Raw genomic sequence first — 20,313 nt, forward strand, 5'->3', positions numbered from 1 at the left:
GATCTACGCTCTTCACTGGCACCATCAGCCTCGTATTCGCCTCAGCTCCCCCTTCAGCGCCTTCGTAATCGTGTAGCACATCACCAGCATCACGATGGAGAATGGAATAGCGGTGGCTGTAACCCCCGCCTGGAGTGCCGATAGCCCACCACCAATAAGCAGCACGATTGCGACCAGGCCTTCGACAGTCGCCCAGAACATCCGCTGTGGCCGGGGCGCATCGACCTTGCCGCCAGCGGTGATGGTATCGATGACCAGGGACCCCGAATCGGATGACGTCACGAAGAAGATCAAGGCCAGGATGATGGCCAGCACCGATGTCACGTCTGCCAACGGTAGTTCGTTCAGCATACCGAACACCGACAGTTCCGGCCGGTAGTTATCGATGACATAATCCTTCACCAAACTGCTCTCGGGGTCGGCATAGAGCTGATCCAGCGCGATGCCGCCAAAGACACCCATCCAGATAAAGATGAACAGGCTGGGAATCAGCAGCACGCAAAGCACGAATTCCCTGACCGTGCGCCCACGGGACACCCGGGCAATAAACATGCCCACGAACGGGGCCCAACTGACCCACCAGGCCCAGTAGAAGATGGTCCAGCTCTGGCGGTAGGCATCGTCCTCACGACCGAATGGAGCGGACAGCGGAATCAGCTCTTTCACATAGGTCACCAGACCGGTCCAAAACCCGTCCAGACCAACGAGGGTGGGCCCGGCGAAGAGGACAAAGAAGAAGAACAACATCGCGAGGATCATGTTCATTTCGGCGAGCTTTTTCAGGCCACCATCGAGCCCGCGCCAAACCGAAACCAGCGCCACAGCCGTCACCAGCACAATTACGATGACCTGCGTCGTGGTGTTGACCGCCAGATCGAAGACGAAGTTCATGCCCGCATTCGCCTGCTGGGCGCCGAGCCCGAGGGCGGTGGCCAGCCCGAACAGCGTGGAGAACACGGCAAGGATGTCGATGATATCGCCCCGCCAGCCCCAGACAGCGTCACCAAAGACCGGGAAGAAAACCGAGCGGATGGAGAACGGCAAACCCTTGTTGTAGGTAAACAATGCCAACGCCAAAGCCATAACCACATAGACCGCCCAGCCGTGGATACCCCAATGCAGGAAGGTACCCGCCAACCCCAGGGCGCTGGCTTCGGGAATGGCATCTGGATTCAACGCGCCATCCTCGCCAAAGGGCGGCAACACACTCAGTGGCAAGGAAACGTTGGCGTGATAGACCGGCTCCAGCACGCTGAAGAAGAGCAATCCGATACCGATACCGGCAGTGAACAGCATGGCGAACCAGGAGAGGTAGCTGTATTCCGGTCGGGCATCCGCCCCACCCAGCCTGACCGAGCCGTAGGGTGATACGACAAGCCATAGCGAGAACAGGATGAAGAAGTCCACCACGATCATGAAGTACCAATCGAGGGTGCCCGTGGAGAAGTTGACGACGGATTGGAAGATGCTGCCCGCCTGCTCGGGAAAAACCAGGGTAAGTACGATAAAGATAATGGAAGCCAGTGCCGAAATGGCGAAGACCCGGTTGTGGATGTCGAAACCGAAAGGGCCGAGTTTGCCTACGATATTGTCCTGACCAATCTGGTAGTCGGTATTCATGTCGCTATCGACATGGGTGTGCTCAGGTTCCTCCGTTTGGCGCATGGGCTACGGGTCCTTTTCGTTAAAATTGTGGAATAGTGGGGACTCTCTAAACCGAACCAGCCTTTCGATGATTACGGATAAGCTCCAGGCAGACGCGGGGGAAGAGCGCATTCCTGACAGTATGAATAAGCCTAGCAGGCAAATCCGATAACTCATGGCCACCTCAACCCTAAATGGATTCGGGGCATGCAAAAGCCATCATATGGATTGAAATAACGTAACCTCTTTGGTGTCCCACCGCACAGAGCGCGGGGAGCACTACATCCGATTATGGAATTGCACACCTCCAAACCTCGTAATGAGCAAGGAGAGCCGGTTCACTCGCCGGCCACCCTCGCCTCGGTGTGCCAGACAAGGGGGCGAGATTGGCCCGATAGAACTGAACCACCTCCAAACGCAACCAAAGGATGGACGCTATGAACTGGGACAAAATCGAAGGCAACTGGAAGCAGATGAAAGGTGATGTCAAAACTCGCTGGGGCAAGCTCACCGACGACCAGCTCGATGTCATCGATGGCAAGCGCGAGAAGCTTGCAGGGCAACTCCAGGAGAGCTATGGCATCGGTCGGGAAGAGGCCGAGCAGCAGATCAAGGAGTTTGAGGACTCGTCCCGCTAAAGGATTGGGAGAATCAAGCGCAAAGAATCAAAGGGTGCTTGAGTAATCCATATGAAGCCATCGCAAGTTTCTAAAGGCTTGTGATGGCTTCAGGCAATCGCCTTGCCCTGATACCAGCCCCAGGAAGCAACCTTTCGCACTCTTTCCTGACGACGGCATAGCATTCGCAACTCCGGCGCTCGAGTTCATTGCGGTCCAGCACTCGAATGTGACCTCGCTTGTAGAGAATGACGCCTAGCTTGTCCAGCTTACCAGCGGCTTCCGTCACACTTTCCCGTCGCACACCGAGTATGCTGGCGATCCGTTCCTGCGTCATGATCAATTCATTACCGCCCAGGCGATCCAGGGCGAGCAACAGACGGCGGCACAGCCGTTGATCAATGGTGTGGTGGCGGTTGCATATGGCGGTCTGCGCAATCTGCGTCATCAACGCCTGGGTATATCTGAGCATCAATTGCGAAAAATCGCCGTAACGGTTGAACTCCGTCTTGAGCTGACGGCTTGGCAGCCGAAATGCAGCGCCCCCGCTTTGGACAATCGCCCGGTTGGGCATGCTTTCGCCCCCCAAGAATACCGCAACACCAACGATACCGTCCCTTCCTACGACCGCTATTTCCGTGGAAGCGCCATTGTCTACAAGGCAGAGCAGGGAAACGAGGCAATCGACGGGAAAGTAGGCGTAGTACTCGGTGTCACCGGCTTCGTGCAAAACCTTACCCAGTGGCAGGTCAACCCGTTCCAGATTGGGGATCAGGCGACCCCGGACATCCTGGGGAAGGGCCGCGATGAGCAGGTTATCTTCGGGGGAAAGGGCTCTGGGCATACGCGTTCCTGCAGTTGGCAACGTCATAGGGCTTACTACACTTATAACCCGCTTGCCGGCGCAGGCGCGTTAATTTCCGATAACCTGTTCGTCAGGTTTGCGCGCAGCACTGCACGCGAACTGCCTCCCCTGCCCGCCTGTCGTTCATCCTTTTGGCCCCTTAGGCATACCGATGGAACGCAATGTGCCACACCGTGCTATAGTCGTTTTTCGTCCATCGACACTTGGCCTTTGCACCCTATCAGCGAGTATTTCTATGAGCAGCGAACCACTGGAAACCATCCTCGAACTGGATGGCGAAGAGCGCTTCGACTATTTCCTGGATAACGTGCTCGAAGAGCGGGAGATCTGGATTCTGGTCAACCAGGATAATCACTTCCTCAAGATCGTTTCGGAAGACGATGGCATCGCGTATCTGCCCGTTTGGCCAAGTGCGGCGTTTGCCGCGAAGTACGCAGAAGGCGCGGACGGGCTGACACCCAGAAACCTTTCGCTACCGGAGTTCTTCAAGAAATGGGTGCCGGGCCTGCAGAAAGACGGGCTGGAGGTCGGCGTCTTTCCCGGCACCGACGACACCCTGTGGATCACGCCGGCAGCGGACCTGAAAAATGACCTGCAGGACGAGCTCGCGAATATCTGATGTTCCGTCCCGAGGGCACGGCTCAGTGCCCCTTGTTACCCGCTTGCCCGTGGAGGAACTCGATGGCGCGTCGGGTTGCTGGCCACATGACACTGCCGTGCCCCTCCCCGGGAAATAAAGTGGTCTGCACTGACCATGTTGGGTGACGGCCTTCCAGCCAATCCGCAAACGCACCTACGTTATCGATGACCGCCCGGGCCCGTATCTGACGCGCTTTTGGCGTACCACGCTCAGACGGGTCCGGCGTCTGCTCCAGGCCGCCTGCACCCAGGAGGACATAAGGCGCGGCGCTCTCGTCGTGATCAGGCCGCGTCCGCTGTAGATCCTCTATGGCTCCCACCGGGCTATCGCCATACCACCACAGCGAAGGGCTGATGGCGATATAACGGTTGAAGCTAGCAGGCGCCGTCAGCAAGACATGCACGGCGAAAAGCCCGCCGAAGGAGTGACCGAACAGGGCTTCGCGATCTGGATTCACCTCGAAACGCCGGGCGATTTCCGGCTTGAGCCGGGTGTTGATAAACGCCAGGAAGCGGTCGGCACCCCCGTGTACGTCTTCAGACTTGTTCCGCGCAGCGTGCGGCGGCGTGTAATCCAGCGCCCGTTGATCGAAGTCGAAACGCGCTGCACCTGGATATCCGATAGCGACAATCATCAGCGGGCTGCCAGGGCCCCGGGGGCCCTTACGGGTCAAGGTATCCCGCGCCACCTTCACCAGCGGCAGGTACGCATTGCCATCCAGCAGGTAGACGACCGGATAGCCGCCAGCCGGCGGTGGAGCTTCCGGCAGCGCAACCTGGATCAGGTAATCGTGGCCGGTTTCCGGCGACGCCAACGTGAAGGATTGAGTGTCCGGCAGGCTGACGTCACCCGGCGGTGTGCAGTAGGCCATGGTTGGTAGGAAACCCATCAGGACGAGCGCCACAACTCCGTGCAGCGCCTTGAGAAGAGAAGACGGGCGCCCCGAAAGATCGAGGCGCCGGCACGCGTACTGCCGATTCAACAGGCAACCGGGCATCAGAAGTCGTAGCGCAAGGTGGCTACGGCGTTGGCGGGCGCGCCCACTATGTTGAACGTATTCACACCGCCGACCCGGTTGTAGTAAGTGCGGTCCAGGATGTTGTTGAGATTGAGCTGCGCACTCAGGTGATCGTTGAAGTCGTAACCTACCATGGCATCGACTACGGCATAGCCAGGTGCCTCAACATCGCTGCTGGACGAGAAATTGCTCATCGCCGTCACGCCACCCCCTACACGGAGCCCATTCAGTATGCCGCCGGCAAAGCCATATTGCGTCCAGACCTTGACCTGGTTTCTCGGCATGAGCAGGAAGATACCATCGTCACGCGCTGTAGAGGCTTCCTCGACCTCGGTATCAAGATAGGTATAGCCGGCAATCAGGTCCCACTGGTCGGTCAGGCTGCCGGTGACCTCGAACTCGCCCCCCTGTATCCGCATCTTGCCGAGCGGCACCGAATAGCTCGCGCCGGCACTCTCGGGCGTTGCCGCGCGGTTCTCGTCATAGAGCCGGAAGGCGCTGACACGGGCGTTCAGGTCGCCACCGAAGTAGCTACCTTTGATACCGGCTTCGTACTGCTCCCCTTCGCGGGGTTTCAGCAGATCGCCGTCTGCATCGGTGCTGGCCTGGGGCTTGAAGACCTGCGAGTAGCTAGCGTAAAGCGAGTGATGGGCATCAAGGTCAAACACCAGTCCGGCATAAGGTGTAAAGGCATTGTCGTCGCGATCCTGGCTGTTGTCGGCGACTTTGTTGGTCTCCTCGGCGTCGTAATGACTCACCCTGCCACCGGCGATCAACGCCAATGCGGCCATCGGTCGCAACGTCAGTTTTGCGTAGAGGCCGGTCTCCTCGAGCCGGGACTCGGTATAAGAGTAACCCCGACCGCTGGCACGTGCGGTTGCGAGCACATCGACGAAGGCCAGGTCGTTCAGCTCCTCAAGGGTAACGCGATCGGAGGTCAGGCCCCTGGAGCGCCCGGATTCGTTGTCGGTTTCATAACGCTTGTAGTCGGCACCCACGACAAATTCACTCACGTTGCCGAAGACTTCGAAAGGCTTGCTGTAACTGGCGTCCACCGCCAGCGCCTGTTGGTCGATCTGGCTCCCGATCCCCGCCACATTGAGCGTCTGGTCGTTATCGAGGGCGCTGCCGCCGAAAGCGTAGTTGAAATCAGCCTCACGATCGGAATAGCGCGCCGCAAGTCGACCGTAACCACCGCCGCTAAAACTGTGCTTCAACTCAGCAATCCAGTCGTTCGAACGGCTATCGAAGTCGTTCCACTTCGCGCCGTAGAATTCCGATACCGAACCGTAGAGTAATTCGCCGTCACTACCCACTGGCTGGCCGTTGTTAACGACGATGTCCCTGCTGTTGTGAAGGAAGCCCAGACCGAGGGTGGTCGCATCACCGATATCGATATCCAGCGCCGCGTAAACATCGCCCTGCTCGTTGTCGTTGTAGTCCACGAAGCTGGCATGTTCGGTATAGTCGGCCACGACCCGACCACGCACGCTGCCGGATTCGTTCAAAGGTCCGGCCACGTCCACCTGGGTACCCAGCTGGTCCTCGGTGCCCACGCTGCCCTGTACATGCGCCTGGAACTCGTCCGTGGGGCGTTTGCGCACCAGGTTTACGATACCGCCCATCTCGCTGGTGCTGTTGAACAGCCCCGAGGGGCCACGCATGATTTCCACCCGGTCGAACGCCGCCAGCGAGGGCACCGAGCCACTGATGCTGGACATCGGCGCTGGCAACCCATCGATGTTGAATTCGTCGTACTCGTAACCCCGGGCATAGATCGACGAACGTCCGCTGTCGTTGGTCAGCACACGCATACCGGGCGTGCGACGTCCCAACTCGTCCAGTGTGCTCAGACCCTGGTCCTCGATGGCCTCACGGGTAACCACGCTCACCGATTGCGGAATGTCCCGCAGGCTGGCCGGTGCCTTGGTACCGACTGTCGCTGCATCGATGCCATAACCGCCCGCCTGTTCCGACGACTCCATCTCGTAGAACCGGTTGCCCTCCACGGTAATGACATCAAGCCGGGTCGGTGTTTCCGTCGATTGCGCCAGGGCATTCTGCCCCATACCGAAAAGGGTCACCGCCACTCCGGCGGCGAGGCGGGAAAGGCGCCAGCCCTGGGGCGCAACTGGTTGGATGGGCCGGGTCTCGCGGGGTTGGGTGGACATAGTGCACTCCGTTATCCATGCATCGGTTCATTCGCGCACGGCTTCGGCGCGACTATTGCGAATGAGAATGCGTTACAATTGCTGTTGAGGCGGCAGATTATGACAGCCCACCATGAACGCGACCTTTGCAAATGCGGCGAATAGCTTTGCGAACACCCCAGATCCCATGACTTGGATCGGGAGACGTAGACGCCGGGAGGAGATGTGACGGGATTCCTAGGTACACACGGTATAGACGCCCATGAACTGCGCACGATTTCAGTGCCCCTGGTTAACCATCACCATCTTGAACTGGCGACACGCCCTCCGCAGACTTCCCTGCTCACGGGTTACATGCGGGTCACGGAACTGGAGCCGGGCATGCACCTGCGTTTGGCGGACATCCACGACCACTTTGGCCTGACAACGCGCGCAGAGTTGCCGGCGGGGGTCAAGATCGCGCTGGTGGTTTCGGGCCATGCGCGGGTTAAGTACGGCAGACAGGACGCTGAACTGGGGCCGAGCGGTAGTAGCGTCGGACTCGTCAGCATCCTGCCCACGCCGGACCGCTTCGTCAGGCAGGGAAGGATCGACGGCCACGAGCGCACGATAACCCTCTCCCTTACACCCCAGTGGCTGGCTCAACGTGGCCTCGGGCGGTTGCTGGAGCCCGGCCATCGCGGAACGCCCCGCCTCATCCATTGGACGCCTTCAGACACCCTGCTCTCCACTGCGCAGGGTCTGTTTTCCCCTTCGCCGACGGACCGTTCCGCCCCCCTGTACCACTTGCACCTGAGTGGCTTCGCGCTGACGCTGGCGAGCGAGGCGCTCAAACATACCCAGGCCATTGAGCAGTCGGCGATCGATGAACCGGCAGCCTCCAGGCGAAGGCTGGATCCCAGGCTGGCAAAGCTGATGGCATTGATCGACAGCGGACAGGCTCGGAAGTCGACCCAGGCGGAATTGGCACGGCAGCTGGGCATGAGCCTGAGCAATCTGCAAAGGCGGTTTCGCGATCAGTGCGGCGAAGCGTTGGGGCACTACCTGCGCCGCCATGCGCTTGGGGTAGCACGGGAGGCCCTCGTCCGTGAACGGGTCAGCGTCGAGATTGCTGCCGAGTTGGCTGGCTATACCAGCGCCTCGAACTTTACGACGGCCTTTCGCCGGGAATTCGGCATCACCCCCAGCGACTGCCGGGCAGCCACGCAGCAGGCCCGGTTATCTATTCCCGGGCGTCCCCGCCCTTAGAAAAATCCACCAGGATTACAAGCTATCGGAAGGCTAATCCTCGTGGTTTCCATATAACGCCTACAGAACCACGGCTTGCCTTTTCTACGGTGCGCTGCGATCTTCAACGGCCACCCATCGAAGGACAGCTCTGACCCTATGGAAGACACGAACTTTCCCCCAAGGCGCTATGCCGCACTTCTCTTCGACATGGACGGTACGATCCTGAGTTCCATCGCATCGGCGGAGCGGGTCTGGGCGATGTGGGCGAGAGAGAGGGGGCTCGACGTGGATACGTTCCTACCGACGATCCACGGCATCCAGGCGGTTGAAACCATTCGGCGGCTGGCGCTGCCGGGCATCGACCCAAAGGTGGAAGCGGAACGCATCACCCGCGCCGAAATCGAGAATGTACAGGATGTCGAAGCCATCGCAGGTGCCGCGGCGTTCCTGGAGCGCCTGCCTCCCAATCGCTGGGCGGTGGTGACATCGGCACCGCGTGCACTGGCAGAGGCGCGTATGGCTGCTGCAGGCTTGCCGCTGCCTGGCGTTATGGTGACCGCCGAAGATGCCGAGCGCAGCAAGCCGGCACCGGATGGCTACCTGCATGCGGCTGAGCGGCTCCAGGTCAACGCCAGCAATTGCCTGGTATTCGAGGACGCGCCAGCCGGCATCGATGCGGGCGTAGCCGCGGGTGCCAGCCTCGTCGTTGTTTCCGCACTGCACCGCCAGCCGTTGAAGTCACCCTACCCGTCGATAGCAAACTACCATGCGCTTCATGCCTCCCATGACGGGGACGGTGTTACCGTGCGGCGAGTCACGGAGTGAGTTCGGCCACCCCAACGTCCATAAGAACGTATAACGATGACCTGGCGCGCGTTTAAACATTCAAGTTCTTTCACCCCTCCACGTAACTCGCCAATACTCTCAGAAGTGACTTGACGGCTCAGCGGCACCTGACGCGTGCATTGCCCCCTGCAATGGGGGCGCCCTCGCCGCTCCAGCCACAACCCACTCTCTGACAGAGGCGGGGATCACAATGGCCAAGTACCTCAATGCCTTACCCCAGCTTTCGGGGGACATCTTCCTGACCGATGGCGGCATCGAAACCACGCTGATTTTCCACGACGGGCTGGATCTGCCTTATTTCGCCGCGTTTGACCTGCTTCAGACCCAGCTAGGCAAGAAGGCCCTGCGCCGGTATTTCCAGACTTATGCCTCACTCGCCAAGCAATATGGCGTCGGCTGCGTTCTGGAGAGTGCGACCTGGCGAGCCAGTTCGGACTGGGGCGACAAGCTTGGCTATTCCGCCAAAGCCCTAGCGAATGCCAACAGTCAGGCCGTCGCCCTGCTCTACGGTATCCGGCAGTCCTTCGAGACCCGACATACGCCGATCGTTATCAGTGGGTGCGTCGGTCCACGGGGCGATGGCTACAACCCCGACACGTTCATGACTGCAGGCGAGGCCAAGCACTACCACGCGCCGCAGGTGACGACCTTTCGCGACGCCGGGACGGATTTGGTGACGGCGATAACCATGACCTATACCGATGAAGCAATTGGTATCGCCCAGGCGGCGAGGGCCGTGGGCATGCCAGTGGCGCTGTCGTTTACCGTCGAGACAGACGGAAAGCTACCCAGTGGCCAGTCACTGGGTGAGGCGATCGAACAGGTGGACGCTGCCACGAACGCAGCGCCCGTGTATTACATGATCAACTGCGCCCACCCGACGCATTTCATGGCGACCCTCGAATCCGGCGGTGCCTGGCGCAACCGGATCCATGGCCTGCGTGCCAACGCATCCACCAAGAGCCACGCCGAACTGGATGAGGCTACCGAGCTGGACGAAGGTCATCCGGAAACGTTGGCTCGGCAATACGGCGAGGTACGCCAACTGTTGCCCAACCTCAACGTGTTTGGCGGGTGCTGCGGTACTGATGAGCGGCATATAGAAGCAATCTGCAAGGTCGTCCTGGCGGCGTGACGATCCGCTATCGCCGATGTGTTCGCATAGACCGGGCCTACCTGTCAGCAAGGCCGGCCTGGATCGCGTCCTCAATAAAACGCATCAGACACGGATTGGGATTGTTTTCATTCCAGTACACCCCCTGCTCCACCAACGGCGAATCCTCTAACGGCAGAAATGCTGCACCTTCCAGTTGCATCCGTCTCATCGAGTCGGGCACCAGTGCAACGCCCAACCCCTTGGCCACGAGGTTGACGATGGTTTGCTGGAGATGCGCCTCCACCTTGATGGTCGGTTCGAAATCGTACTTTCGACAGCAGGCCATGACAGCCTCATGCAGGGCCGGTGCCGTGGCGCTGGGGAAGGTGATGAAGCCATCCGCGGCGAGTTCGCCAACGGAAACAACCGCGCTGTTTGCAAGTCGATGCGTTTGTGGCAAAACCGCGCAAAGGGGCTCCTGGAACAACGGGTGATATCGCAGCGTGTGATCGAACCGCAGGGGAAAACTGATCCCGACGTCGGCGACGCCCTGGATGAGCGCGTCGTGGAGGTCCCGAGGAAGCGTCTCGTTCAGTGACAACGCGACCTCGGGAAAGCTGTCCGAAAAACGAGCGACCATCTCCGGCAGTACGTTCCAGGCCGCGTACATCGTAAAGGCGACCGTCAATTCGCCCCGCTCGCCCTCCGCAGCAGCCCTGGCAGACTTGACCGCGCGATCGAGATCAGCAAATAGTCGGCTGATATCGTTGCGGAACTGTTCACCGGCAGGGGTCAGGACCACAGAACGGGAATGCCGCCAAAACAGGGGCGTGCCCAAGCGCTTTTCCAGCGCGGCGATTTGCCGGCTCAGGGGCGGTTGGGTCATGTTGAGGCGTTCGGCCGCACGGCTGAAATTCAGCGTTTCAGCGAGGACCAGGAAACTGCGAAGGTGACGTAGATCCATTATTTATGCGCTAAAGGTATTGATAGAGCAATCATATAGCATTAGACGGCATCGGTCGCCACTGCTTACGCTAGGCTGCTTTGCTCACCGGTCTGATAGGGGCGCCAATGGCCGCGGTCATCAATGTGTTGTTGCCGATTTTCGGTCTGATATTGGCTGGCTACATCTGTCGCAGGACGGGGCGCCTGGGCGAAACCGCTGCCTCGGAACTCAATCGCTTTGTGGTCTGGCTATGCCTCCCCGCCCTGCTGTTCAGCGCAACGGCGACGGCCTCCCTGGAGGAAATCTGGCGCCCCGGCTTCATTGCGGTCGTGAGCATCGGCACCATGGCGGTCTATGCGTTGACCCTGGGCTATCGGTGGTTTCGACAACGGCGCCTCGCGGATGCCAGTATCGACGGCCTGAGTGCCGCCTATGCAAACACTGGCTATATCGGCATTCCCCTCTGCGTATTGGTCCTGGGCGACGATGGTCTGGAACCCGCCCTGATCGCGACGCTGATTGTCGTGTGCCTGCTGTTCTCCGTCGCCATCGTGTTTGTGGAGGTTGGTCTGCAAAACGAACGATCGGCCTATCACGCGATCCGCAAGGTATTGGTCGCGCTCGCCAAGAACCCGCTCGTGGTGTCGCCCATCCTGGGTGGCTGCTGGGCAGCGTCGGGGGCGGAACTCCCCGAAGCGGCAGGCCGCTTCCTCGATCTGCTGGGCGCAGCAACCACCCCCTGCGCTCTGGTTTCCCTCGGCGCATTCCTGGCGCAACGAGAACGGCAAAAAAACGGCAGCGCTGCCGCTGCGCTGGTGGGCATCAAGCTGATCATCCATCCGCTTCTGGTCTGGGTTCTGGCCAGCTACGTCTTCGTGCTCCCGCCGCTTTGGGCGAAGGCTGCGCTGCTGCTGAGCGCGCTACCTACGGGCACCGGTCCCTTCATGCTGGCTGAGTTCTACCGTCGCGAAGCCGCCGTTGTTGCCCAGACCGTGCTCTGGTCGACCATGGGCTCGGTAGTGACCTTGTCGGTTTGCCTGTATTGGATTGGGTAGGAATCGGTAACGGCGGAATGCCTGCGTACCTCATTGCCAACCGCGCTTCCGGCCAAGCCTTGCAGCGATCGCGTGATGCGCTACCGCGTTTCCTACAGCTGCGGCGAACCAGACAAAAACGGCAACTACGATGTCACTCACTCGAGTGCTGTGCTTGCGTTCAATAGCCAGGGGCAGCCAGCTTTCCTGACCCGGGACAGTGACCTAATGGAAGACGCGATGTCCCATATCACAGAGCTTGTCGAAGACAGCCAGCGAGGCCGTTGCCCCCCGCCTCCGTACCCGCCTTGAGGCCCTGGACGTTAATAGCCAGCTACGCCTGGGGCCCTATATCCCGATACTTACGAACATGTTCAATCAGCGCCCTTAGCTTCGGCGTCACGGAGCGGCGGCTTGGGAAATAAAGGTAGAAGCCGGTGAACGGCGGCAGCCAGTCGTCGAGTAATGTAACGAGCTCACCCCGTTCGATGTAGGGCTGGAACGTTTCCTCGATACCGAAAGTGATACCGCCGCCGGCCAGCGATGTGCGGAGCATGACAAGCATGTCGTTGGTGGTCACCTGCGGTTCGACAGCCATATCGAAGGCGCGACCATCACGTTCGAATTCCCAGCGGTAGGGAGCCGTATCGAAGGCCGGGCGCCAGCCGATGCAGCGGTGCTCCGCCAGGTCTCGCGGACGCCGGGGAACGCCGTGGCGCTCCAGGTAGCCTGGCGTGGCGACCGCCACCTGGCGCTGCTCCCCGGTTAGCGGTACCGCGACCATATCCCGCTCGATCACCTCCCCCAACCTCACACCCGCGTCGTAGCCGGCCGCGACGATATCGAATTCCTCGTCATTCACCGTCACATCGAACGTAATCCCGGGGTACGCCTCGACGAACGAGGTAATAAGCGGCCCTGAGAGAAATCGCTCGGCAATCGATGTTGCGGTTACCCGCAGCAGTCCATGGGGCGCGCCGGTTGCGCTCTGCGCAGACTCCAGCGCTGCATTGATCTCGGCGAGCGGGTTCGAGACGGCCTGCAACAGCCGCTCCCCTTCTTCGGTCAGACGCACGCTGCGCGTGGTGCGTCGAAATAGCGGCTGTTCCAGCGTTTCTTCGAGCCGCTGGACACCCTGGCTGACGGCAGAGCGCGTTACGCCCAGCCGGTCCGCAGCAGCACGGAAATTCCCGCATTCTGCCACCGCAGTGAACAACGTGAGGAGATTGAGATCCATAGCTATTGGCAAATTTCGCTAACCATAGAGTCAAGAGATTGGCATGTTCTCCTGAACAAATCGAGCGCTTATCGTGTTTCCTGTCGGAGCGGCCCAGGTACGTTTCCCAAGAAGTCGCTCCATAAACCAGAGGAGACAGACGATGAATATTGCAGAGAAAGTCATCCTAATCACAGGGGCGAGCAGTGGTATTGGCGCCGCAATGGCAAAGGAGCTTGGAGCAGCCGGAGCGCGACTACTGTTGGGCGCACGACGGCTGGATCGCCTCGAAGCGCTTGCAGCCGACATTCGTAAAGCCGGTGGAACGGTCGAGGTCCAGCAACTGGATGTCACTGACCGCATGGCCATGGCGCGATTCGCACAGACGGCGCTGGACCAATGGGGTCGCATCGACGTCCTGATCAACAACGCCGGGGTGATGCCGCTTTCACCTCTTGCCGCCGGCAAGTACGACGAGTGGGAGCGCATGGTCGATGTGAATATCAAGGGCGTGCTTTGGGGCATCGCCGGTGTCCAGCCACAGATGGAGAAGCAGGGTTCCGGCCAGATCATCAATATTGCGTCTATCGGCGCGCTGGCCGTATCCCCGACAGCCGCCGTCTACTGCGCAACGAAATTCGCGGTTCGGGCGATCTCGGACGGAATGAGGCAGGAGAGCAACGTTATCCGCGTGACCTGCGTTAACCCGGGCGTCGTCGATTCAGAACTTGCGGATACCATCACCGACCCGACTGCCGCCGAGGCAATGGAGGCATTCCGTCGCATCAAGCTGCAGCCGGAGGCCATTGCCCGTGCCGTACGCCAGATTATCGAGGCGCCCGAGGATGTGGACACCAGCGAGATCACCATCCGTCCGACCAGGTCGCCCTATTAGGGGGCGACGCAACATTTAGGGGGATAGAACCATGCCATATCACCCAATAGCGGTCGCTGTCCTTTGCGCCACCACAGCCGGTCCACTTTTGGCCCAGGCAGAGACAGAGTTTGATGAACCGGGCGAGGAGTTAATGGTCGCCAATAGCGAGACAAACGCCGCGCTCGAGGAACAGAGACAATCGGGAGACAACCAAATGCAGGACAATCCTTATATCGGCCTATGGGTCACCGGGGACGGACGCATCCGACAACAGCTGAAAACCGACGGCCGCTATGCCGAAGCGCGTGGCGATCGGGAAAACGCCTATACCGGTCGGTATGAAGTTGACGGCAATACAATCCAGTACTGGGACGATACCGGTTTTACCGCCGATGGCGAGTTCGTCGACGATGTGCTCTATCACGGCGGCATGGTGATGTATCGCCAGGAGGTTGACCAATGAACCTCATATCCACACTCTCTCGGCGCGCGGGGAAACTCTTCCGGGCCGCCTTGATCCTGCTGCCGCTGTTTGTCGCGTCCACGGCGCTGTCTCAACAGGGGGCGGATACCCTAAGCGCCACGACGGAAGCCGAACGCAACCGGGAGACCGTCCGCCGCGCATTCGAGGCATGGGCCGCGGGCGAGAGCGTGTTCGACCAACTGCTGGCCGACGATATTGTCTGGACGATCCACGGCTCCGATCCGGTCGCCGGCACCTACACTGATCGCGAAACGTTCGTGGAGCAGGCGGCGCGACCGCTCGTCTCCCGCCTGCGGACACCGGTCAAGCCCGAGGTTCTCGCCATCTGGGCGGAAGGCGACACCGTGATCGTGCGTTTCGACGGCAGCGCCATCACGACCTCGGGGGGCCGCTACGAAAACCAGTTCGTCTGGATATTCCGGATGGAGGACGACGTCGTCACCCGGGCCGAGGCCTTTCTCGATCTTGCGGCCTATCGGCAGGTTGTGGAGAACAATCCGGTACGCAGCGAGTGACGACCGCCGGACTCAACACCCGCCACGCCATCAGGTATGGCACTACTACAAGCTGGAGAGGCATCTCTTCAGCTTTCTTTCCTCAGTTGCCGGCTATTCAGGCTGCTACCAGGCTCTGATCCGGCTTATCCGGCCATTGGGACAGCACATCAAAACCGCTCTCGGTCACCGCCACCATGTGCTCCCATTGTGCCGACAATGAGCGATCCCGCGTCACCACCGTCCACTCATCGCGCAACATGCGCACATGACGACGCCCGGCGTTAACCATGGGCTCTATGGTGAAGATCATGCCCGGTTTGAGGACCAGGCCGTTACCCGGCGTGCCGTAATGCAGGACCTGCGGCTCGTCATGATAGACCTTGCCGATACCGTGGCCGCAGAACTCGCGCACGACGCTGAATTTAGCGGCTTCCGCCACGGCCTGTATCGCGTGCCCGACATCACCCAGAGTCGCGCCCGGTCGCACAGCCCGGATTCCCGCGCACATGGCGTCATACGTCACGTCGACAAGCCGGCGAACGTGGGGCTTGGGTTCGCCGACGAAATACATCCGGCTGGTGTCGCCGTACCAGCCATCCCGAACAACGGCGATATCGATATTGATGATATCGCCCGCCTTCAGGCGCTTATCCGATGGAATCCCATGACACACCACATGGTTGACCGAAGTGCATACCGTCTTGGGAAAGCCCTGGTAGCCCACGTTGCCGGGGATCGCCTTCTGCACGTTCACGATGTAGTCGTGGCAGATCCGGTCCAGCTCATTCGTCGTTACGCCTGGCTGCACGTAAGGCGTAATCATGGCCAGGACTTCGGCGGCCAGTTGGGCCGCCACGCGGGACTTTTCGATGTCCTCGGGCGTATGGATAACAATCCTCGAACTCACAGTCATTCTCCAGCAGCGATAGCGTCAAGGCGTCCATGATCCAGCAAGGCTGACAGCTCAAGCCCGCCATTCTGCTCGGCCCTGACCAGCATCCGGCAAAGGTCCCGGTGATTCATATCCGGGTACAACTCAGCCAGCATACCGATACGCATCCAGTGCTCGGCCTGGGCATTGATCGAACGGCATAGGGCGCCGCTGGCGACGCGAAGATTCTCGTGCATTTGGTCGGAGATCTTGACGATGCCCATTGATATGCTCCATATATGATTCATATACGATTGGCATATTAGTTTTTGAGTGAGCCAAACGCAAGCGGCGCTGTTCTAGCTAAGGCGCTCTTCCTGCTAAAAGGGACCTGCACGCCCAAAAAAGCGGCCGTGTTTCCACGGCCGCTTCTGGCGCTCTCTCGCTCATTCCTTGCGCAGGAAGTTCAGCAGATCCTGGTTCAGACGATCCTTATGGGTATCGGCAAGTCCATGGGGCGCGCCTTCGTAAACAATCAGTTCGGCGTCATCGATCAACTCCGCCGAGGCCTTGCCTGCAGCATCGATAGGCACGATCTGGTCGTCATCGCCGTGAATCACCAGCGTCGGCACGTCGAACCTGGCCAGGTCGTCGCGGAAGTCGGTCGCGGAGAACGCCTCGATCGAGTCGTAGGTGTTCTTGGCACCCGCCATCATGCCCTGGCGCCAGAAGGACTGGATCAGGCCCTGGGATGGCTCCGCCTCTGGACGGTTAAAACCGAAGAACGGGCCGGAAGCGATATCGAGGTACAGCTGCGAGCGATTTTCCAGAGACGCTTCACGCAGCCCGTCGAAGACTTCGATCGGGAGTCCACCCGGGTTATCTTCGGTTTTAAGCATGAGCGGGGGAACCGCGCTCACCAGGGCGGCCTTCTTCACCCGGTCAGTGCCATGGCGACCGATGTAGCGGGCAACCTCACCGCCACCGGTCGAGAAGCCCACTAGGGTGACATCCTTAACGTCCAGCGTATCGATCACCGCCGCCAGATCGTCAGCATAATGATCCATATCGTTGCCGTTCCAGGGCTGACTGGAACGCCCGTGGCCGCGGCGATCATGCGCGATCGTGCGATAGCCGTTATCGGCCAGGAATTGCATCTGGGATTCCCAGCTGTCGGAGTTCAGCGGCCAGCCGTGGCTGAACACCACTACGTCTCCATCTCTCGGCCCCCAGTCCTTGTAGTAGAGCTCGACGCCGTCCTGGGTGGTGATGGTGCTCTCCGTGCGTTCGATCGCCGGCTCGGCAGCCAGCTCCGTGGCGACAGGCAGCAAGGCCGTTAACAGGGCGGCAGCGATGGCGCGGTTGGATGTGCTCATGTCGGATTCCTCTCGTTCAAGCAGTCGATGGTTTTGCCTGATGGCGAGAAAAATTATCTTCCAAGCTAAAATACCATTTGCTACATTTAGTCTCTTATTTTTGACAAATCGTATCGATATGGTCGACCGTCTCCAAGCCCTGCTCAATCATTTCTCGGTGAGTGCCCGCACATTCCAGTTGGGCCCCTTGTGCGGCATCAATTCGCTAAGCGGTGAAGAGCCCTATGGCCAATTGCACCTGATCAAGGCAGGCAGCGTAGAAGTCTGGCACCGGCAAACGCTGGCATTCGATATCCAGGAACCGAGTTTGCTGTTCTACCCTCGCCCTATGGCGCACCGGTTCGTGACTGACAGCGAACGCGGCGCCGAGTTCGTATGCGCACACATTGCCTTCGAAGGTGGCGCGGCAGCTCCCCTTGCCAACGCGCTGCCCTCCGCCGTCTGCATTCCGCTCGCCGAACTGCCAGACAGCCTCCCCGTGCTGAACCTCCTGTTTGCCGAGGCGGAAGCCTGCAACTGTGGCCGCCAGGCCGTGCTCAACCGGCTGTTCGAGGTCGTGCTGATCCAGCTTGTCCGGCACATGATGGAAGAAGGCAGCACACAGGTCGGTTTGTTGGCCGGGCTGTCGCACCCCCAATTGAGGCGCGCCATCGTAGCCATGCACGAGTCACCGGAGAAAAACTGGCGAGTGGAAGACCTTGCCGCAACCGCCGGCATGTCCCGCAGCGTCTTTTCGAATACGTTCCACCACACCGTCGGCGAACCGCCTGCGAGCTACCTGCAACGGTGGCGTATCGGGCTGGTGCAGAAATGGTTAAGGCAGGGGCAGCCGATCAGGCTTATTGCCGAAGAGGCCGGTTATGGTAGTGAGTCATCACTCTCGCGGGCGTTCAAGGCGCAATCAGGGATGTCGCCGCGGGCGTGGTTGAAAGCGGAGCTTACGTGAGAACGTTAAGGAGCGAGCTAAACGCCATAGCTTGAGCAGTTCGAGCTTGCAAACGTCTGCGACGTGCATAAATACTCGGCAAGATTGGCATCTGTCCAATCCCTTTCTGCCCAATTTATTAGCGTGCGGCGAGATATAAATCAAACCCTTTTACCCTAGCGCGCTAAACCTTCCAGATAGCTCACGTTCGGCTTGATCTGGTAGAAACAGGCTCCATCCGAATAGACGAACCGAGCGCCAACGACCGGCCGTAGTTGAGCCATCGCACTGCGCTCGATAACGCCGGTAGCACAACCATTGTTGGAGACGGTTCCTATCTCATCCCACGCGTCTTCGTTCAGTTCATAGACCCGGCCTGAAAGATAGGTTTCACTTTGATGAGAGAGCCCCCACCACTGGCCGTCATCCACTTGAACCAGTGCACACCCAGCCTCCGCAGTCAGGCAGCGGGACGTATCATCGACAAATCTCCGCAAGATCGCATCCGGCACGTTGGCGCCATCGGGAAGGACATCAATAGCAGATCGCACAGCTGCCAGATCACCGGCATCGACCGTGGGGGTCTCCTGCCAACGATGCTCTTGCTTCAATACCGCCTCGATACGCGTTGCCAGAACGGGGCGATTTGCAACGAAGTCGGATTGCTTGAGGCTTTCAAGCGCTTCCATACCATAGGCGCCAAGCTCGAACCTGAGATAGCGCAAGTCAAAATCCTCCGGCGCTTCAGCACCGGTCAGAAGTCGGTCAACCTGGTTCGCCGCCGCCCAACCGCGAAAGTCGGCCAGAGGCGTATTGACCATTAAAAGGACCGCGACCACGACAAGTGCCAGCCATTCATTGGCGAGACGTATGGCGGGCAGCGCATTCAGCCGACGCCACAAGATCACCAGCGCGTAGCTGAAAGTGAATGCGCCGATAAGGAGCAGCAGCGCGCATGCCCATAACCGGTCAACGGTCAAACCGTACTGCTCGATACGGAGGCCCAGCGCCCAGGCCGCGAGCCCCGTGTTGATCGGCAGCAACAGGACGCCGAATACGACCCACCCCCGCAGCCAGTTCGGATAGGCAGGCCTTTCAGCGTCGTCAGACAGTACCGCATTGAAGAAGAACAGAACGATCAGCGTCAGGGTCATCATCAGGAAGGCCGACTTGCCCGTTGCCCATATCGCCTGCATCCCCGTTACCGGGAGCGCTGCAAGGAAAAGGACCGTTATCAACACCGCAAGAGGCAGCAGGGCCTTGATCAGCGCTTCGCAGACAGCGCGGGTCGTTGCGATAAGCCGAATACGCTCCCGCACGAGTAGAAGCCCCAAACTGCCCACCAGCGCGGTAACCGGGTAGATAAACATGGGCTCCGAGAACAGCTGCGAGAAATACTCGATGCCGATAACATCGAACAACTGTGCCCAAAGGAAAAGCAACAGCCAGAAGACCCCGACAAACAGCCCCACCATGCCGATGGTCAGCGCGTGCTGCCAGGAATATTCCATGAGTTGGCTGTAACGAATTTTCAGCCGGTCGTTGGCAGACCAACTGCGGAAGTAAAACGCCAGGATAAACAGCGAGGTGCCAACACTGAAAAGGAAGCTACAACCGAACTCGAAAATTTCGGAGCTGCCGCCACCTGGCGTATCCAGCAGCCATCCCAGATGCGAGCCCAGGCCAGATAGCGCCAATGAAAGAGCCCCAACGCCAATGACGTTCCGCCAATCCCTGAAACGCTCCATCCCAAGATAGAGAAAGGCTGGCACACCCACCACGACACTGTAGATCGAGAGTAGCCAGGGCCTGTCCGTGGATGGCCAAAGCTCGTTGTCCAGACTGAGATGCAGGAAGTAAAGGAGCCACCCCTGAACCAGGGCTATCAGGATCAGGCTGTATCGGGTAGCCGTATCGAGTGTGCCCTGACCACCGCCACCTTGAGATTCGCTTACCACGGGAACGACCTCCTGGCTGAATC

Annotated in this window: 20 protein-coding genes; 10 read left to right on the forward strand and 10 right to left on the reverse strand. The window is 59.6% G+C overall.

The features are described 5' to 3' along the window. Window positions 1-24: 24 nt before the first annotated feature. Complete coding sequence (locus tag RE428_RS20660) at window positions 25-1,665, reverse strand: BCCT family transporter (RefSeq protein ID WP_004580274.1); 1,641 nt, start codon at window positions 1,663-1,665, stop codon at window positions 25-27. Between the two features lie 416 nt (window positions 1,666-2,081). Here RE428_RS20660 and RE428_RS20665 point away from each other — a divergent pair, with 416 nt between their 5' ends. Continuing rightward, window positions 2,082-2,282, forward strand: a complete 201-nt coding sequence (locus RE428_RS20665; protein ID WP_004580273.1) for a CsbD family protein — start codon at window positions 2,082-2,084, stop codon at window positions 2,280-2,282. A gap of 70 nt (window positions 2,283-2,352) precedes the next feature. On the opposite strand, the gene RE428_RS20670 is transcribed toward RE428_RS20665, so the two are convergent. Further along, entirely contained in the window at window positions 2,353-3,105 is a 753-nt protein-coding gene (locus tag RE428_RS20670) for a Crp/Fnr family transcriptional regulator (RefSeq protein ID WP_004580272.1), read from the reverse strand. A 256-nt stretch (window positions 3,106-3,361) separates the two neighbouring features. Here RE428_RS20670 and RE428_RS20675 point away from each other — a divergent pair, with 256 nt between their 5' ends. Continuing rightward, complete coding sequence (locus tag RE428_RS20675; protein WP_004580271.1) at window positions 3,362-3,745, forward strand: DUF2750 domain-containing protein; 384 nt, start codon at window positions 3,362-3,364, stop codon at window positions 3,743-3,745. Between the two features lie 22 nt (window positions 3,746-3,767). Here the strand turns inward: RE428_RS20675 and RE428_RS20680 are convergent, their stop codons facing one another. Beyond that, complete coding sequence (locus tag RE428_RS20680; RefSeq protein ID WP_004580270.1) at window positions 3,768-4,655, reverse strand: alpha/beta hydrolase; 888 nt, start codon at window positions 4,653-4,655, stop codon at window positions 3,768-3,770. Window positions 4,656-4,762: 107 nt separating this feature from the next. Further along, window positions 4,763-6,955, reverse strand: a complete 2,193-nt coding sequence (locus tag RE428_RS20685; protein WP_004580269.1) for a TonB-dependent siderophore receptor — start codon at window positions 6,953-6,955, stop codon at window positions 4,763-4,765. A gap of 204 nt (window positions 6,956-7,159) precedes the next feature. On the opposite strand from RE428_RS20685, the gene RE428_RS20690 reads away from it, so the two are divergent. The 3 genes from RE428_RS20690 to RE428_RS20700 all read left to right on the forward strand — a co-directional run bounded on the left by RE428_RS20690 (window position 7,160) and on the right by RE428_RS20700 (window position 10,145). Beyond that, window positions 7,160-8,182: an AraC family transcriptional regulator gene (locus tag RE428_RS20690; protein ID WP_004580268.1), complete on the forward strand. Its 1,023-nt coding sequence runs from the start codon at window positions 7,160-7,162 to the stop codon at window positions 8,180-8,182. 138 nt (window positions 8,183-8,320) lie between these two features. Next, the gene (locus tag RE428_RS20695) at window positions 8,321-8,989 is read left to right on the forward strand and encodes an HAD-IA family hydrolase (protein WP_004580267.1); all 669 of its coding nucleotides are present in this window, start codon (window positions 8,321-8,323) and stop codon (window positions 8,987-8,989) included. A 211-nt stretch (window positions 8,990-9,200) separates the two neighbouring features. After that, complete coding sequence (locus RE428_RS20700; protein ID WP_004580266.1) at window positions 9,201-10,145, forward strand: homocysteine S-methyltransferase family protein; 945 nt, start codon at window positions 9,201-9,203, stop codon at window positions 10,143-10,145. A 37-nt stretch (window positions 10,146-10,182) separates the two neighbouring features. Here RE428_RS20700 and RE428_RS20705 read toward each other — a convergent pair whose 3' ends face one another. After that, window positions 10,183-11,070: a LysR family transcriptional regulator gene (locus RE428_RS20705; RefSeq protein ID WP_004580265.1), complete on the reverse strand. Its 888-nt coding sequence runs from the start codon at window positions 11,068-11,070 to the stop codon at window positions 10,183-10,185. A gap of 107 nt (window positions 11,071-11,177) precedes the next feature. On the opposite strand from RE428_RS20705, the gene RE428_RS20710 reads away from it, so the two are divergent. Next, the gene (locus RE428_RS20710; RefSeq protein ID WP_004580264.1) at window positions 11,178-12,107 is read left to right on the forward strand and encodes an AEC family transporter; all 930 of its coding nucleotides are present in this window, start codon (window positions 11,178-11,180) and stop codon (window positions 12,105-12,107) included. A 313-nt stretch (window positions 12,108-12,420) separates the two neighbouring features. Here RE428_RS20710 and RE428_RS20715 read toward each other — a convergent pair whose 3' ends face one another. After that, on the reverse strand, window positions 12,421-13,323 hold the full coding sequence (locus tag RE428_RS20715; RefSeq protein WP_004580262.1) for a LysR family transcriptional regulator: 903 nt from the start codon (window positions 13,321-13,323) through the stop codon (window positions 12,421-12,423). 142 nt (window positions 13,324-13,465) lie between these two features. Between RE428_RS20715 and RE428_RS20720 the strand changes: the two genes are divergently transcribed. The 3 genes from RE428_RS20720 (at window position 13,466) to RE428_RS20730 (ending at window position 15,178) form a co-directional block, all read left to right on the forward strand. Beyond that, the gene (locus RE428_RS20720; protein ID WP_004580261.1) at window positions 13,466-14,197 is read left to right on the forward strand and encodes an SDR family oxidoreductase; all 732 of its coding nucleotides are present in this window, start codon (window positions 13,466-13,468) and stop codon (window positions 14,195-14,197) included. A gap of 196 nt (window positions 14,198-14,393) precedes the next feature. Then, a complete protein-coding gene (locus tag RE428_RS20725; protein ID WP_040882411.1) occupies window positions 14,394-14,642 on the forward strand; it encodes an Atu4866 domain-containing protein in 249 nt (82 codons plus the stop codon). Beyond that, entirely contained in the window at window positions 14,639-15,178 is a 540-nt protein-coding gene (locus RE428_RS20730) for a nuclear transport factor 2 family protein (RefSeq protein ID WP_004580259.1), read from the forward strand. Before RE428_RS20725 ends, RE428_RS20730 begins: the two co-directional genes overlap by 4 nt. Window positions 15,179-15,275: 97 nt before the next feature. On the opposite strand, the gene map is transcribed toward RE428_RS20730, so the two are convergent. From map to RE428_RS20745, 3 genes are all read right to left on the reverse strand, one after another. Further along, window positions 15,276-16,073, reverse strand: coding sequence for a type I methionyl aminopeptidase (gene map, locus RE428_RS20735; protein WP_004580258.1), 798 nt, complete (start codon window positions 16,071-16,073; stop codon window positions 15,276-15,278). Then, on the reverse strand, window positions 16,070-16,315 hold the full coding sequence (locus tag RE428_RS20740) for a ParD-like family protein (RefSeq protein WP_004580257.1): 246 nt from the start codon (window positions 16,313-16,315) through the stop codon (window positions 16,070-16,072). Before RE428_RS20740 ends, map begins: the two co-directional genes overlap by 4 nt. 162 nt (window positions 16,316-16,477) lie before the next feature. Further along, a complete protein-coding gene (locus RE428_RS20745) occupies window positions 16,478-17,407 on the reverse strand; it encodes an alpha/beta fold hydrolase (RefSeq protein ID WP_004580256.1) in 930 nt (309 codons plus the stop codon). 118 nt (window positions 17,408-17,525) lie between these two features. Here RE428_RS20745 and RE428_RS20750 point away from each other — a divergent pair, with 118 nt between their 5' ends. Further along, entirely contained in the window at window positions 17,526-18,353 is an 828-nt protein-coding gene (locus RE428_RS20750; protein ID WP_004580255.1) for a helix-turn-helix transcriptional regulator, read from the forward strand. 155 nt (window positions 18,354-18,508) lie between these two features. On the opposite strand, the gene RE428_RS20755 is transcribed toward RE428_RS20750, so the two are convergent. Beyond that, a complete protein-coding gene (locus RE428_RS20755) occupies window positions 18,509-20,290 on the reverse strand; it encodes a DUF4153 domain-containing protein (RefSeq protein WP_169334056.1) in 1,782 nt (593 codons plus the stop codon). Between the last annotated feature and the right edge of the window lie 23 nt (window positions 20,291-20,313).

The organism is Marinobacter nanhaiticus D15-8W (genome assembly GCF_036511935.1).
In the GTDB taxonomy this organism is placed as follows: domain Bacteria; phylum Pseudomonadota; class Gammaproteobacteria; order Pseudomonadales; family Oleiphilaceae; genus Marinobacter_A; species Marinobacter_A nanhaiticus.